This window comes from Citrobacter sp. CFNIH10 (assembly GCF_002934585.1).
GTDB classification, from domain to species: domain Bacteria; phylum Pseudomonadota; class Gammaproteobacteria; order Enterobacterales; family Enterobacteriaceae; genus Citrobacter_A; species Citrobacter_A amalonaticus.
In genome coordinates this window covers 3129836-3144341 of the sequence record NZ_CP026216.1, presented here as the reverse complement: position 1 = coordinate 3144341, position 14506 = coordinate 3129836, and the positions used below count along the sequence as shown (strand labels likewise).

The 14506-nt window shown below is 55.5% G+C and carries 15 protein-coding genes; 12 read left to right on the top strand and 3 right to left on the bottom strand.

The features are described from left to right. The first annotated feature begins 9 nt into the window (after window positions 1–9). The 3 genes from C2U53_RS18740 to hcr all read left to right on the top strand — a co-directional run bounded on the left by C2U53_RS18740 (window position 10) and on the right by hcr (window position 3684). Entirely contained in the window at window positions 10–909 is a 900-nt protein-coding gene (locus C2U53_RS18740) for a lysine exporter LysO family protein (RefSeq protein ID WP_044256361.1), read from the top strand. Window positions 910–1052: 143 nt separating this feature from the next. After that, window positions 1053–2705 (top strand): hydroxylamine reductase, encoded by a 1653-nt coding sequence (hcp, locus tag C2U53_RS18735; RefSeq protein WP_043001978.1) that lies wholly within the window; start codon window positions 1053–1055, stop codon window positions 2703–2705. Between the two features lie 10 nt (window positions 2706–2715). Beyond that, window positions 2716–3684, top strand: a complete 969-nt coding sequence (hcr, locus tag C2U53_RS18730; RefSeq protein WP_104446272.1) for an NADH oxidoreductase — start codon at window positions 2716–2718, stop codon at window positions 3682–3684. A gap of 32 nt (window positions 3685–3716) precedes the next feature. Here hcr and C2U53_RS18725 read toward each other — a convergent pair whose 3' ends face one another. Further along, complete coding sequence (locus tag C2U53_RS18725; protein ID WP_104446271.1) at window positions 3717–4151, bottom strand: DoxX family protein; 435 nt, start codon at window positions 4149–4151, stop codon at window positions 3717–3719. 151 nt (window positions 4152–4302) lie between these two features. Between C2U53_RS18725 and poxB the strand changes: the two genes are divergently transcribed. From poxB to C2U53_RS18705, 4 genes are all read left to right on the top strand, one after another. Then, the gene (gene poxB / locus C2U53_RS18720) at window positions 4303–6021 is read left to right on the top strand and encodes a ubiquinone-dependent pyruvate dehydrogenase (protein WP_104446270.1); all 1719 of its coding nucleotides are present in this window, start codon (window positions 4303–4305) and stop codon (window positions 6019–6021) included. Window positions 6022–6059: 38 nt separating this feature from the next. Further along, window positions 6060–7061: a low-specificity L-threonine aldolase gene (ltaE, locus tag C2U53_RS18715; protein WP_044256368.1), complete on the top strand. Its 1002-nt coding sequence runs from the start codon at window positions 6060–6062 to the stop codon at window positions 7059–7061. A 10-nt stretch (window positions 7062–7071) separates the two neighbouring features. After that, entirely contained in the window at window positions 7072–8508 is a 1437-nt protein-coding gene (locus tag C2U53_RS18710; RefSeq protein WP_043001222.1) for an SDR family oxidoreductase, read from the top strand. Between the two features lie 92 nt (window positions 8509–8600). Beyond that, the gene (locus C2U53_RS18705) at window positions 8601–9614 is read left to right on the top strand and encodes an NAD(P)-dependent oxidoreductase (protein ID WP_043001223.1); all 1014 of its coding nucleotides are present in this window, start codon (window positions 8601–8603) and stop codon (window positions 9612–9614) included. On the opposite strand, the gene C2U53_RS18700 is transcribed toward C2U53_RS18705, so the two are convergent. Both C2U53_RS18700 and C2U53_RS18695 read right to left on the bottom strand, forming a co-directional pair. Then, window positions 9611–10441 carry an N-acetylmuramoyl-L-alanine amidase gene (locus tag C2U53_RS18700; RefSeq protein ID WP_104446269.1) on the bottom strand — a complete coding sequence of 277 codons (831 nt, stop codon included), beginning with the start codon at window positions 10439–10441 and terminating at the stop codon, window positions 9611–9613. The genes C2U53_RS18705 and C2U53_RS18700 overlap by 4 nt on opposite strands. Then, the gene (locus C2U53_RS18695; protein WP_042320310.1) at window positions 10438–10761 is read right to left on the bottom strand and encodes a heavy metal-binding domain-containing protein; all 324 of its coding nucleotides are present in this window, start codon (window positions 10759–10761) and stop codon (window positions 10438–10440) included. Before C2U53_RS18695 ends, C2U53_RS18700 begins: the two co-directional genes overlap by 4 nt. Before the next feature lie 128 nt (window positions 10762–10889). On the opposite strand from C2U53_RS18695, the gene C2U53_RS18690 reads away from it, so the two are divergent. From C2U53_RS18690 to artM, 5 genes are all read left to right on the top strand, one after another. Then, window positions 10890–11405, top strand: coding sequence for a lipoprotein (locus C2U53_RS18690; protein WP_043001225.1), 516 nt, complete (start codon window positions 10890–10892; stop codon window positions 11403–11405). 229 nt (window positions 11406–11634) lie between these two features. After that, entirely contained in the window at window positions 11635–12363 is a 729-nt protein-coding gene (artP, locus tag C2U53_RS18685; RefSeq protein WP_043001226.1) for an arginine ABC transporter ATP-binding protein ArtP, read from the top strand. A gap of 16 nt (window positions 12364–12379) precedes the next feature. Continuing rightward, window positions 12380–13111, top strand: coding sequence for an arginine ABC transporter substrate-binding protein ArtI (artI, locus tag C2U53_RS18680; protein WP_043001227.1), 732 nt, complete (start codon window positions 12380–12382; stop codon window positions 13109–13111). Window positions 13112–13117: 6 nt separating this feature from the next. After that, entirely contained in the window at window positions 13118–13834 is a 717-nt protein-coding gene (artQ, locus tag C2U53_RS18675; RefSeq protein WP_104446268.1) for an arginine ABC transporter permease ArtQ, read from the top strand. Beyond that, on the top strand, window positions 13834–14502 hold the full coding sequence (gene artM, locus C2U53_RS18670) for an arginine ABC transporter permease ArtM (RefSeq protein WP_042320323.1): 669 nt from the start codon (window positions 13834–13836) through the stop codon (window positions 14500–14502). Before artQ ends, artM begins: the two co-directional genes overlap by 1 nt. Window positions 14503–14506: the final 4 nt, after the last annotated feature.

Genomic DNA, 14506 nt, shown 5'->3' with positions numbered 1-14506 from the left:
CGGCTGTTCATGTTTTCAGGACTTCTCATCATTCTGCTTCCGCTGATAGCAGGTTATCTCATTCCGCTTCGGCACACCGCGGCATTAAAACTGATCAATCGACTATTGAGCTGGATGGTTTATCTGATTCTCTTTTTTATGGGGATCAGCCTGGCCTTTCTGGATAATCTGGCGAGCAATCTGCTGGCGATATTTCACTATTCCGCCGTTAGCATTACCGTTATTTTGCTGTGTAATATTGCCGCATTACTGTGGCTGGAACGCGCATTACCCTGGCGACATCATCATCAACAAGAGAAACTGCCCTCCCGTATCGCGATGGCGCTTGAGTCACTGAAACTGTGCGGCGTGGTGGTGGTTGGCTTTTTGCTGGGGTTGAGCGCGCTGCCCATTTTGCAACACGCCATAGAAGCAAGCGAATATACGCTGATCCTGCTGCTGTTGTTGGTCGGCATCCAGTTACGCAATAGCGGGATGACGTTAAGGCAGATTGTTCTGAACCGACGAGGCATGATTGTGGCGGTCGTGGTCGTCGCCAGCTCCATGATTGGCGGCCTGATTAACGCGTTGATTCTCGGTCTGCCAGTGAAAACTGCGCTGGCGATGGCGTCGGGTTTTGGCTGGTACTCCCTTTCTGGTATTTTGCTGACCGAATCCTACGGTCCGGTGATCGGCAGCGCCGCGTTCTTTAACGATCTGGCGCGCGAACTGCTCGCGATTATGCTGATCCCGGGTCTGGTACGCCGCAGTCGTTCTACTGCACTGGGACTGTGTGGTGCCACGTCGATGGACTTTACCCTGCCGGTGTTACAGCGTACCGGTGGGCTGGAGATGGTTCCAGCGGCGATTGTTCACGGCTTTGTCCTCAGTTTGCTGGTGCCCATTTTGATGGCTTTTTTCTCCGCTTAACGCCCTCTTTGGCGGTAGGCCACTGCCGCCAAAATTGCGCTAAATCAATCTCCCTGTAAGTTGTATCAGAAATCCCTTTTATCCCTCTGCGCACAGGCATAATCTTAAACATGTATATCAAATATAACTTTTAAGGTGTGACCATGTTTTGTGTGCAATGTGAACAAACCATCCGTACTCCGGCAGGAAACGGCTGCTCTTACGCGCAGGGTATGTGCGGTAAAACGGCTGAAACCTCTGATCTGCAGGATCTGCTGATCGCCTCCCTACAAGGTCTGTCTGCATGGGCGGCTAAAGCTCGTGAATATGGCATCATTAATCATGACGTTGATAACTTTGCCCCGCGTGCTTTCTTCTCCACGCTGACCAACGTTAACTTCGATTCTCCACGTATCGTCGGCTATGCTCGCGACGCTATCGCGATGCGTGAAGCGCTAAAAGCCCAATGCCTGAGCGTTGACGCCAATGCGCACTGCGACAACCCAATGGCTGACCTGCAACTGGTTAGTGACGATCTGGGCGACCTGCAGCGTCAGGCCGCCGAATTTACCCCGAACAAAGACAAAGCCGCGATTGGCGAGAACATTCTCGGCCTGCGTCTGTTGTGCCTGTACGGCCTGAAAGGGGCGGCGGCCTATATGGAGCACGCGCACGTTCTCGGGAAGTACGACAACGATATCTACGCGCAGTACCATAAAATCATGGCGTGGCTGGGTACCTGGCCTTCCGATATGAACGCTCTGCTGGAGTGCTCAATGGAAATCGGCCAGATGAACTTCAAAGTGATGAGCATTCTGGATGCCGGTGAAACCACTAAATACGGCCACCCGACGCCGACCCAGGTTAACGTGAAAGCGACCGAAGGGAAGTGCATCCTGATCTCAGGTCATGACCTGAAAGATCTGTATAACCTGCTGGAACAAACCGAAGGTACTGGCGTTAACGTCTACACCCACGGTGAAATGCTGCCCGCGCACGGTTATCCGGAACTGCGTAAATTCAAACATCTGATTGGTAACTACGGTAGCGGCTGGCAGAACCAGCAGGTCGAATTCGCCCGCTTCCCTGGCCCTATCGTGATGACCTCTAACTGCATCATCGACCCGACCGTTGGCAGTTACGACGATCGTATCTGGACTCGCAGCATCGTCGGTTGGCCGGGTGTGAGCCACCTGGAAGGCGATGACTTCGGTCCGGTTATCGCGCAGGCCCAGCAAATGGCAGGCTTCCCGTACAGCGAAATTCCACACCTGATCACCGTCGGTTTCGGTCGTCAGACCCTGCTGGGCGCGGCGGACACCCTGATCGATCTGGTGAGCCGTGAAAAACTGCGTCACATCTTCCTGGTTGGCGGCTGTGACGGCGCGCGCGGCGAACGTAACTACTTCACCGATTTCGCCACCAGCGTACCGGATGATTGCCTGATCCTGACCCTGGCCTGCGGTAAATATCGCTTCAACAAGCTGGAGTTCGGCGATATCGAAGGCCTGCCGCGTCTGGTTGATGCCGGTCAGTGTAACGATGCGTACTCCGCTATCATTCTGGCAGTGACGCTGGCAGAGAAACTGGGCTGTGGCGTAAACGACCTGCCGCTGTCGCTGGTACTCTCCTGGTTTGAACAGAAAGCGATTGTCATTCTGCTGACCCTGCTGTCTCTCGGTGTGAAAAACATCGTTACTGGCCCGACGGCGCCTGGTTTCTTCACGCCGGATCTGCTGGCGGTACTCAACGAGAAATTTGGTCTACGTTCCGTGACCACCGTTGAAGAAGATATGAAGCAGTTGCTGAGCGCGTAAGGAGTAAAAAATGACAATGCCAACTCATCAGTGCCCATGGCGGATGCAGGTTCATCACATCCATCAGGAAACGCCGGATGTATGGACAATTTCGTTGCTGTGCCACGACTATTATCCGTATCGCGCCGGGCAGTATGCACTGATCAGCGTGCGTAATTCGGCGGAAACGCTGCGCGCTTACACGCTCTCTTCAACGCCGGGCGTCAGCGAGTACATTACGCTGACCGTTCGCCGGATTGACGACGGTGCGGGCTCACAGTGGTTAACCCGCGACGTGAAGCGTGGCGACTACCTCTGGCTGTCCGATGCAATGGGCGATTTCATCTGCGAAGACAAAGCCGATGATAAGTTCCTGATGCTGGCAGCCGGTTGTGGCGTCACGCCGATCATGTCGATGCGCCGCTGGTTGGCGAAGTACCGTCCGCATGCTGACGTACAGGTGATCTTCAACGTGCGCTCGCCGCAGGATGTCATTTTTGCCGAAGAATGGCGTCAGTATCCGGTCACGCTGGTGGCGGAAAACAACGCCACGGCCGGTTTTGTCGCCGGTCGCCTGACCACTGCGCTGTTGCAACAGGTACCGGATCTGGCCTCCCGCACGGTGATGACCTGTGGCCCGGCGCCGTATATGGATCTGGTCGAGCGGGAAGTGAAAGCGCTGGGCGTCACGCGCTTCTTTAAAGAACAGTTCTTCACCCCGGTAGCGGAAGCGGTAACCAGCGGTCTGAAATTCACTAAGCTGCAGCCAGCGAAAGCATTTTACGCGCCGGTCGGTACGACGCTGCTGGATGCGCTGGAAAGCAACAAGGTGCCCGTCACCGTTGCCTGCCGCGCGGGCGTCTGCGGGTGCTGTAAAACCAAAGTGGTTTCCGGCGACTATACGGTCAGCAGCACCATGACGCTAACCGATGCTGAAATCGCCGAAGGCTACGTACTGGCCTGCTCCTGTCACCCGCAGGGCGACTTAGTGCTCGCCTGAGTCAACAAAGCCCGGTTCGTCCGGGCTTTTTTTTACCGCCAGGCTGAATTATCCGCAACCGAAAACCGTCCCGCACCGAGAAACGCCACCGCCAGTGCGCCGATAAAGAAATAGACCAGACTTTCAATTGCCCAGGCGCCAGTTTTATCCAGCGCCCAGGTTTCATTCATCCCGACCATCAGCCACGCCACAATCATGGTGAATGCCAGCACCAGCGCCGCAGGACGCGTCAGGATCCCGAGAATAATCAGACAAGGCGCAATCACTTCCCCCACCAGTACGCCGTACGCAATAAAGCCCGGTAACCCTTTGGCAATCAGCATTCCGCTAATGCCATCAATCCCGGCAAACAGCTTATGCAGCCCGTGAAACAGCATCAATCCCCCAACCGCCAGGCGTAATAAAAACTTGCCAAAATCCTCGTGCGTCAGCATCCGATTCACTGCATTTAACAATGTGGTAAGCATCTGAATTTACCCCTGGTTCACTCTGATTTTTTCACGCTACGCGTTATCCCCCCTGAAAGGAAGCCGCTGAAAATAAGGGGGTGCCACGCAGCGTAATCACTATCTTCATCTAAACTTGTAACCGGTATCACAATTAAGGAGATGGAAAACCATGAAACAAACGGTTGCCGCTTTTATTGCTAAAACACTGGAACAGGCAGGTGTGAAACGTATCTGGGGCGTGACGGGCGATTCGCTGAACGGCCTGAGCGACAGCCTCAATCGCATGGGAACGATTGAGTGGATGTCGACCCGTCATGAAGAAGTTGCCGCGTTTGCGGCGGGTGCGGAGGCGCAACTGACCGGTGAACTGGCGGTTTGCGCAGGGTCTTGTGGACCCGGTAACCTGCATCTGATCAACGGTCTGTTTGATTGTCATCGTAACCACGTCCCGGTGCTGGCCATCGCCGCCCACATTCCGTCCAGCGAAATTGGCAGCGGCTATTTCCAGGAGACGCACCCACAGGAACTGTTCCGCGAATGTAGCCACTATTGCGAGCTTGTTTCCAGCCCGGAACAGATCCCCCAGGTCCTGGCGATTGCCATGCGCAAAGCGGTGCTCAATCGCGGCGTCTCGGTGGTGGTATTACCAGGCGATGTGGCATTAAAACCGGCGCCAGAAAGCGCCAGCAGCCACTGGTATCACGCGCCCTTACCGATCGTCACGCCCGCAGAAGAAGAGTTAAGAAAGCTGGCCCAACTGTTACGCTACTCCAGCAACATCGCCCTGATGTGCGGCAGCGGCTGCGCGGGTGCGCATAAAGAACTGGTCGAGTTTGCCGCCAAAATTAAGGCCCCTATCGTTCACGCCCTGCGCGGTAAAGAACATGTCGAATACGACAACCCATATGATGTGGGGATGACCGGATTGATCGGCTTCTCATCCGGCTTCCATACCATGATGAATGCCGATACGCTGGTGCTACTCGGTACGCAGTTCCCTTACCGCGCGTTCTACCCAACCGACGCCAAAATTATTCAGATTGATATCAACCCCGCCAGTATCGGCGCGCACAGTAAGGTCGATATGGCGCTGGTAGGCGATATCAAAGCCACGCTGACGGCACTGCTGCCGCTGGTGGAAGAGAAAACCGAACGTAAATTCCTCGATAAGGCATTGAGCGATTATCGCGATGCGCGTAAGGGCCTCGACGATCTTGCCAAACCCAGCGAAAAGGCGATCCACCCGCAGTACCTGGCGCAACAAATCAGCCATTTTGCCGCCGATGACGCCATCTTTACCTGCGACGTCGGTACGCCGACGGTGTGGGCCGCCCGCTACCTGAAAATGAACGGCAAGCGCCGTCTGTTGGGCTCGTTTAACCACGGTTCGATGGCTAACGCCATGCCGCAGGCGCTGGGCGCACAGGCCACCGCATCGGGACGTCAGGTCATTGCCATGTGCGGCGACGGCGGATTCAGTATGCTGATGGGGGATTTCCTGTCGGTGGTCCAGATGAAGCTCCCGGTCAAAATCGTGGTCTTTAACAACAGCGTGCTGGGCTTTGTGGCGATGGAGATGAAGGCCGGTGGTTATCTCACTGACGGTACGGAGTTGCACGACACTAATTTTGCGCGCATTGCCGAAGCGTGCGGCATCACCGGTATTCGGGTGGAAAAAGCCGCAGACGTTGATGAAGCACTACAGCGCGCCCTGTCAATCGACGGCCCGGTGCTGGTGGATGTAGTTGTGGCAAAAGAAGAACTGGCCATTCCGCCGCAGATCAAACTGGAGCAGGCCAAAGGCTTCAGCCTGTATATGCTGCGCGCCATCATCAGCGGTCGCGGCGATGAGGTGATCGAACTGGCAAAAACCAACTGGCTCAGGTAAAACAATGCACATCGCCTTTCAAACAATAGGGATGTGCAATGATTGATCTACGCAGTGATACCGTCACCCGTCCGAGTCGCGCCATGCTTGAAGAAATGATGGCCGCCCCGGTGGGGGACGACGTGTACGGGGATGACCCTACCGTTAATGCTCTCCAGCAATACGCCGCTGACCTTTCAGGTAAAGAAGCGGCGTTATTTTTACCCACCGGCACCCAGGCCAACCTCGTGGCGCTACTGAGCCACTGCGAGCGTGGCGAAGAGTATATCGCCGGTCAGGGGGCACATAACTATCTGTATGAAGCCGGCGGCGCGGCGGTGCTCGGCAGCATTCAGCCGCAGCCGATTGACGCTGCGCCAGACGGAACGTTACCGCTGGATAAAGTCGCCGCCAAAATAAAGGCAGATGACATCCACTTTGCCCGTACCCGCCTGTTAAGCCTCGAAAATACCCACAACGGCAAAGTCCTGCCACGAGAGTATCTGAAAGAGGCATGGGAATTTACCCGTGAGCGCGGTCTGGCGCTGCATGTCGATGGCGCACGTATTTTTAACGCTGTCGTGACGTACGGCTGTGAACTCAAAGAGGTCGTGCAGTATTGCGACTCCTTTACCATCTGCCTGTCCAAAGGGCTGGGGACGCCGGTCGGATCGCTACTGGTCGGCAGCCACGATTACATTAAGCGTGCGACCCGCTGGCGCAAAATGACCGGTGGCGGCATGCGTCAGGCCGGTATCCTGGCGGCAGCTGGACTGTATGCCCTGAAAAATAACGTTGCGCGCCTGCAGGACGATCACGACAACGCGGCCTGGCTTGCAGAGCAGCTACGGGAAGCCGGGGCGGACGTGATGCGTCACGACACCAATATGCTGTTTGTCCGCGTCGGTGAGGCCAACGCCGTAGCGCTGGGTGAATACATGAAGGCACAGGGGGTGCTGATCAACGCGTCGCCGATTGCCCGTCTGGTGACCCATCTGGATGTTTCACGGGAACAGCTTGCTGATGTCGTCGCCCACTGGCGCGCGTTCCTGACTCGTTAAGGAGAGAGATGTGCCGCAACGCATAGTGGTTCTTGGCGCCAGTGGTTACATTGGTCAACATCTGGTGCAGGCGCTCAGCCAGCAAGGACATCAGGTACTGGCGGTGGCACGTCGCATTGAACGGCTGGACAAACAGCAGTTGCCCAACGTCAGCTGTCATAAGGTCGATCTGAATTGGCCGACGCAGCTTGCGTCTCTGTTGACGAATGTTGATACCGTCTACTATCTGGTACACGGTATGGGAGAAGGCGGCGATTTCATTGCCCATGAGCGTCAGGTCGCGCTTAACGTGCGTGATGCTCTGCGTGAAACGCCGGTCGGGCAACTGATTTTTCTCAGCTCCTTGCAGGCGCCGGAACACGAGCAGTCTGACCACCTGCGGGCGCGGCAGATCACCGCCGATACCCTGCGCGAGTCTGGCGTACCGGTAACGGAACTGCGCGCCGGGATCATCGTCGGAGCCGGTTCCGCCGCTTTTGAAGTGATGCGCGACATGGTCTACAACCTGCCGGTGCTGACCCCGCCGCGCTGGGTGCGCTCACGTACCACGCCCATCGCGCTGGAAAACCTGCTGCATTATCTGGTGGCCTTGCTGGATCACCCGTCCCGTGAGCATCGGATCTTTGAAGCCGCCGGGCCACAGGTGCTTAGCTATCAGCAGCAGTTCGAACATTTCATGACGGTGAGCGGCAAGCATCGCTGGCTTATCCCCATCCCCTTTCCCACCCGTTGGATTTCCGTCTGGTTCCTGAATGTCATCACCTCGGTGCCGCCTACCACCGCGAAAGCGTTGATACAGGGCCTCAGACACGATCTGCTGGCCGATGACAGCGAATTGCGGGCGTTGATACCCCAAAAGCTTATCGCCTTTGACGATGCTGTACGCAGCACGCTGAAGGAAGAGGAGAAACTGGTGAACTCCAGCGACTGGGGTTACGACGCGCAGGCGTTTGCCCGCTGGCGACCGGAATACGGTTTTTTCGCCAAACAGGCCGGGTTTACCGTAAAGACATCCGCCAGTTTGCCGGCGTTGTGGCGGGTAGTGAACCGTCTTGGCGGCAAAGAGGGCTATTTCTTTGGCAATGGATTGTGGAAGATCCGCGCCGCGCTGGATCTGCTAGTCGGGCATCGGCTGGCAAAAGGTCGTCCTGAACACGAACTGCTTCAACCGGGCGATACTGTAGACAGTTGGAAAGTGATTATCGTCGAGCCAGAAAAACAGCTCGCGCTGCTGTTTGGCATGAAAGCGCCAGGCCTGGGACGGCTGAGCTTTACCCTTGACGATAAGGGCGATCATCGCGAAATTGACGTGCGTGCCTGGTGGCATCCGCACGGTATGCCAGGGCTTTTCTACTGGCTGCTGATGATCCCGGCGCACCTGTTTATTTTCCGGGGGATGGCAAAGAAAATTGCCAGACTTGCAGAACAAATCACAGATAAATCGTAAAAACTTACTGTATTGTTTCACGTTTCCCATTGCATACCGACGTAATTCACGGAAGAATGCGCACGACGTTTTATTAAACACAGTGGACTGATATGAAGGTACTGGTTACCGGCGCAACCAGCGGCTTAGGACGAAACGCGGTTGAGTTTTTGCGCAACAAAGGCATCAGCGTCAGAGCGACCGGTCGCAACGAAGCGATGGGTAAACTGCTCGAAAAAATGGGCGCGGAGTTTGTGCATGCGGATCTGACCGAGCTGGTCTCTTCGCAGGCGAAGGTTATGCTTGCGGGCATCGATACGCTGTGGCACTGCTCAAGTTTCACCTCACCCTGGGGAACTCAGGAAGCCTTTGATCTGGCAAACGTACGTGCGACCCGCCGTCTTGGCGAATGGGCCGTCGCATGGGGCGTGCGTAACTTTGTTCATATTTCCTCTCCATCGCTTTATTTCGATTATCACCATCATCGCGATATCAAAGAAGATTTTCGCCCGCACCGCTTTGCCAACGAATTTGCCCGCAGCAAAGCCGCTGGCGAAGAGGTCATCAGCCTGCTGGCCCAGGCCAACCCGCAGACCCGGTTTACGGTGTTGCGCCCACAGAGCCTGTTTGGCCCACACGACAAAGTGTTTATTCCCCGTCTGGCGCACATGATGCACCACTACGGCAGCGTGCTGTTGCCGCACGGCGGCAGCGCGATGGTCGATATGACCTACTATGAGAACGCAATCCACGCGATGTGGCTGGCGAGTCAGGAACTGTGCGACAGCCTGCCGTCCGGTCGGGTGTACAACATCACCAACGGCGAACCCAGAACCCTGCGCAGTATCGTGCAAAAGCTGATTGATGAACTGAATATTCACTGCCGGATCCGTTCCGTGCCCTATCCGATGCTGGATATGATTGCCCGCAGCCTGGAGCACTTTGGCAATAAGTCTGCCAAAGAACCGGCGTTAACCCACTACGGGGTGTCGAAGCTGAATTTCGATTTTACGCTGGATATCAGCCGTGCTGAAACGGAACTGGGGTATAAGCCGGTGGTGACGCTGGATGAAGGCATTGTGAAAACGGCCGCGTGGTTGCGCGACCACGGAAAACTGCATCGCTAACCTTGCCCATACTTTTCCAGTAACGCCTCAGCAATCGCCTGCGTTTCGGCATCGGCAACGCCGTTCCACAACGTCGGGCGGAAGTGCATCTGAAACGCCATCACAACGCGCTGCTGTTCACGCGCGGTCATTTCAGGCTTCACCTCATACCCATAACGCGACAACAGATCCAGCAGTGAGGCCATCTCAACGGGCGTATGCGGCGCCCGCCCAGCGAGGTAGAAATTTACCCGCTGCGCATCGGGCCAGGCGCCAATGCCTTGTGCTGCCAGCGCTCGCCAAGGAAACAGCGGACCGGGATCGTCTTTTCGCTGTGGGGCAATATCCGCATGCGCGACCACGTTCTGTGGCTTGATGTCGTAACGGGCGATAATGTCTTTTGCCAGCGGGATCAGCGCCTGAATCTGCGCAGGCTCAAACGGGGCAAAATATTTATCACCCGCCGATTTTTGCCAGCCGCGATTTTCCAGCTCAATGCCAATCGAGGTGTCGTTGATGCGCGTCGCGCCGCCCCAGAAACTGATACCGGCATGCCACGCCAGATCCTGTTCCGGCACCAGTTGCCAGATACGCGGTTTACCACGATGCAACGGCGGCACGGACGGGATCAGATAATGCGAACTGACGTTTTTATCCGTCAGCGTCGCCAGCGAGCTATCGAAGTCATCCGCGGTATAGTGGATCACCAACACTTTGATGCGCGGATATGCCGCCTGCGCCTGATGACGGGTATCAAGCTGATAACCGTCTTTATCAACGATCCCTTTTTCGCCCGCGCATCCCGTCAACAGTAACGCAAAGGCCGCCAGCCATAACCCCTTTCTCATCGACGCGTTTTCACCGCCGTCCCGCTGACGCTGACCATCAGCATGCTGCTGTCTTTGCCGACCGTTTCATAATCGATATCAATGCCCACGACGGCGTCAGCGCCCAGCGCTTTCGCCTGCTCGCCCAGCTCTGCGAAAGCAATTTCACGCGCTTTGCGTAACTCTTTTTCGTAAGCGCCTGAACGACCGCCGACGATATCGCGGATACCGGCAAAAAAGTCCCGGAAAATATTCGCGCCCAGAATGGCTTCGCCTGTGACCACACCGCAGTATTCCACGATGCTTTGTCCTTCGAGCGTGGGGGTTGTCGAAAATTGCATGATGTCTCTCCTGGTTACATTCAGCACATTATCAGCGCCATACACTATCATTGAAAGGATATAATTGATTATCGTAGATGACTGTTATCTTAGAAGACTCATGGCAGAACGCTTATAAGGAAATCACTATGCGCTATTCGAAACTCTCCCTGCTCATCCCTTGCGCGCTGCTGCTCAGCGCCTGCACTACCGTCACGCCAGCCTATAAAGACAACGGGCCGCGTGCGGGGGCCTGTGTGGATGGCGGCCCGGACAGTGTGGCTCAACAATTCTATGACTATCGTATCCAGCACCGCAGTAATGATCTCACCGCCCTGCGCCCTTATCTGAGCGACAGCCTGGCGAAACTGCTGTCGGATGCCAGTCGTGACAGCGCGCATCGTCAACTGATGAGCAGCGATCCGTTCTCCAGCCGCGCCACGCCGCCGGACAGCGCCAGTGTTGCCAGCGCCTCGACCATTCCGAATAGTGATGCACGAAACATCCCGCTACGCGTTGCGCTGAAACAGGGCGATCAGAACTGGCAGGATGAAGTGCTGATGATCCGTGAAGGCCAGTGCTGGGTCATTGATGATGTTCGCTATCTCGGCGGCAGCGTGCATGCCCCGGCCGGTACGCTTCGTCAGTCGGTTGAAAACCGTTAATCTCTCCGCTTAAACGCGCTAAAAATCGTACCCCCCGTAAATTGTCCGGCATTCTGCATGGAATGCCGACAATTGTTCTTACCGACCTTCCCCCTCGCTATTTTGTGCTATGTTTAATGAGAAATGCGCGTTATATTTAACTTTTAAAGCATAAATATTGCATAACTATTCTGTCAAAGGTACTATCTGCGGCTTCAATAGCTATCAGACGGCCAGTATACGAGCATCAATGAGTATTCAATTAAACGGCATTAACTGCTTCTACGGCGCGCATCAGGCGCTGTTCGATATCACGCTGGATTGCCCGCAGGGTGAAACACTGGTGTTACTGGGCCCAAGCGGGGCCGGTAAAAGCTCACTGCTGCGGGTACTCAATCTGCTTGAGATGCCGCGTTCCGGTACGCTTAACATTGCGGGAAATCACTTCGATTTCCGCAAGACGCCGTCAGATAAAGCAATTCGCGAGCTGCGTCAGAACGTCGGAATGGTCTTTCAGCAATACAATCTTTGGCCGCACCTCACCGTGCAACAGAATCTGATTGAGGCACCCTGCCGCGTGCTGGGTCTGTCGAAAGATCAGGCACTGGCGCGCGCCGAAAAGCTGCTTGAACGCCTGCGCCTGAAACCTTACAGCGATCGCTATCCGCTGCATCTCTCCGGCGGACAACAGCAGCGTGTGGCCATTGCCCGCGCGTTGATGATGGAGCCGCAGGTGTTGCTGTTTGATGAACCCACCGCCGCGCTGGACCCGGAAATTACCGCGCAGATCGTCAGCATCATTCGTGAACTGGCGGAAACTAAAATTACACAAGTGATCGTGACGCACGAAGTGGAAGTGGCGCGTAAAACCGCCAGCCGCGTCGTGTATATGGAAAACGGTCATATCGTCGAGCAGGGTAATGCGAGTTGCTTTGCCGACCCGCAGACCGAAGCATTTAAAAACTATCTCTCTCACTAAGATTCGGGACAACACAATGAAAAAAGTTCTGATTGCCGCGCTTATCGCAGGCTTTAGCCTTTCCGCTACAGCAGCCCAGACCATTCGTTTTGCGACCGAAGCGTCCTATCCTCCGTTTGAATCCATGGACGCTAATAACAAGATTGTCGGCTTTGATGTCGATCTGGCCAATGCGCTGTGTAAAGAGATCGACGCGACCTGTACCTTTACCAACCAGGCATTTGACAGCCTGATCCCAAGCCTGAAATTCCGCCGTTTCGACGCGGTGATGGCCGGGATGGATATCACGCCCGAGCGTGAAAAACAGGTGCTGTTCACGACCCCTTACTATGACAACTCCGCGCTGTTCATTGGTCAGCAGGGTAAATTCACTGGCGTTGATCAGCTGAAAGGCAAGAAAGTGGGCGTGCAGAATGGCACCACTCACCAGAAATTCATCATGGATAAGCACCCGGAAATCACTACCGTTCCGTATGACAGCTACCAGAATGCGAAACTGGATCTGCAAAACGGCCGTATTGACAGTGTGTTCGGTGATACCGCGGTGGTCACAGAGTGGCTGAAAGACAATCCGAAGCTGGCGCCGGTTGGCGACAAAGTGACGGATAAAGATTACTTCGGCACCGGCCTCGGCATCGCCGTACGCCAGGGCAATGAGGAACTGCAGCAGAAATTCAACACTGCGCTGGAAAAAGTGAAGAAAGATGGGACTTACGAGACCATCTATAACAAATGGTTCCAGAAGTAAGCCTTGATGAACGAATTTTTCCCACTTGCAAGCGCCGCCGGGATGACCGTCGGCCTTGCCGTTTGTGCACTGATCCTCGGCCTGGCGCTGGCAATGCTTTTCGCCGTCTGGGAGTCAGTGAAATGGCGTCCTGTCGCGTGGACGGGTTCCGCGCTGGTCACCATTTTACGCGGCCTGCCGGAAATTCTGGTGGTGCTGTTTATCTATTTCGGCTCCTCTCAACTGCTGCTGATGCTCTCTGATGGCTTTACGATCAATCTGGGCGTCGTGCAGATTCCGGTACGAATGGAGATCGAAAACTTCGACGTCAGCCCCTTCCTGTGTGGGGTGATTGCCCTCTCTCTGCTCTACGCAGCCTATGCGTCTCAAACGTTGCGCGGCGCGCTAAAAGCGGTACCGCTGGGGCAGTGGGAATCCGGCCAGGCGTTGGGACTGTCGAAGACCGCCATTTTCTTCCGGCTGGTGATGCCGCAAATGTGGCGTCATGCGCTGCCGGGGCTGGGCAACCAGTGGCTGGTATTGCTGAAAGATACCGCGCTGGTGAGCCTCATCAGCGTCAACGACCTGATGCTGCAAACCAAGAGTATCTCCACGCGAACCCAGGAACCGTTTAACTGGTACATTATCGCTGCGGCGATCTACCTGGTGATTACGCTGGTGAGCCAGTACATTCTCAAACGCATTGACCTGCGCGCGACACGTTTTGAGCGGAGACCAGGCTGATGTTTGAGTATTTACCTGAACTGCTGAAAGGACTGCATACCAGCCTGACCCTGACGGTGGCGTCCATTGTCGTTGCCCTGATTCTGGCGTTGATTTTCACGATTGTTCTGACGCTGAAAACGCCGGTGGTAGTCTGGCTGGTGCGTGGCTATATCACGCTGTTTACCGGTACGCCGCTGCTGGTTCAGATCTTCTTGATCTACTACGGACCGGGTCAGTTTCCGTCTCTGCAGGAGTATCCGGTTCTGTGGCATCTGCTGTCAGAGCCGTGGTTGTGCGCCTTGATTGCACTGTCGCTGAACAGCGCAGCTTATACCACTCAACTGTTCTACGGGGCGATTCGCGCGATTCCGGAAGGCCAGTGGCAGTCCTGCGGCGCGCTGGGGATGAGCAAGAAAGACACGCTGGCAATCCTGTTGCCGTATGCCTTTAAACGCGCCCTCTCCTCGTATTCCAACGAAGTGGTGCTGGTGTTCAAAAGTACCTCTCTGGCATATACCATCACGCTGATGGAAGTGATGGGTTATGGTCAGCTGCTGTACGGTCGCACCTATGATGTGATGGTGTTCGGCGCAGCGGGAGTTATCTACCTGATCGTCAACGGCCTGTTGACGTTAATGATGCGTCTGATCGAGCGCAAAGCGCTGGCATTCGAACGTCGAAACTAAGCAC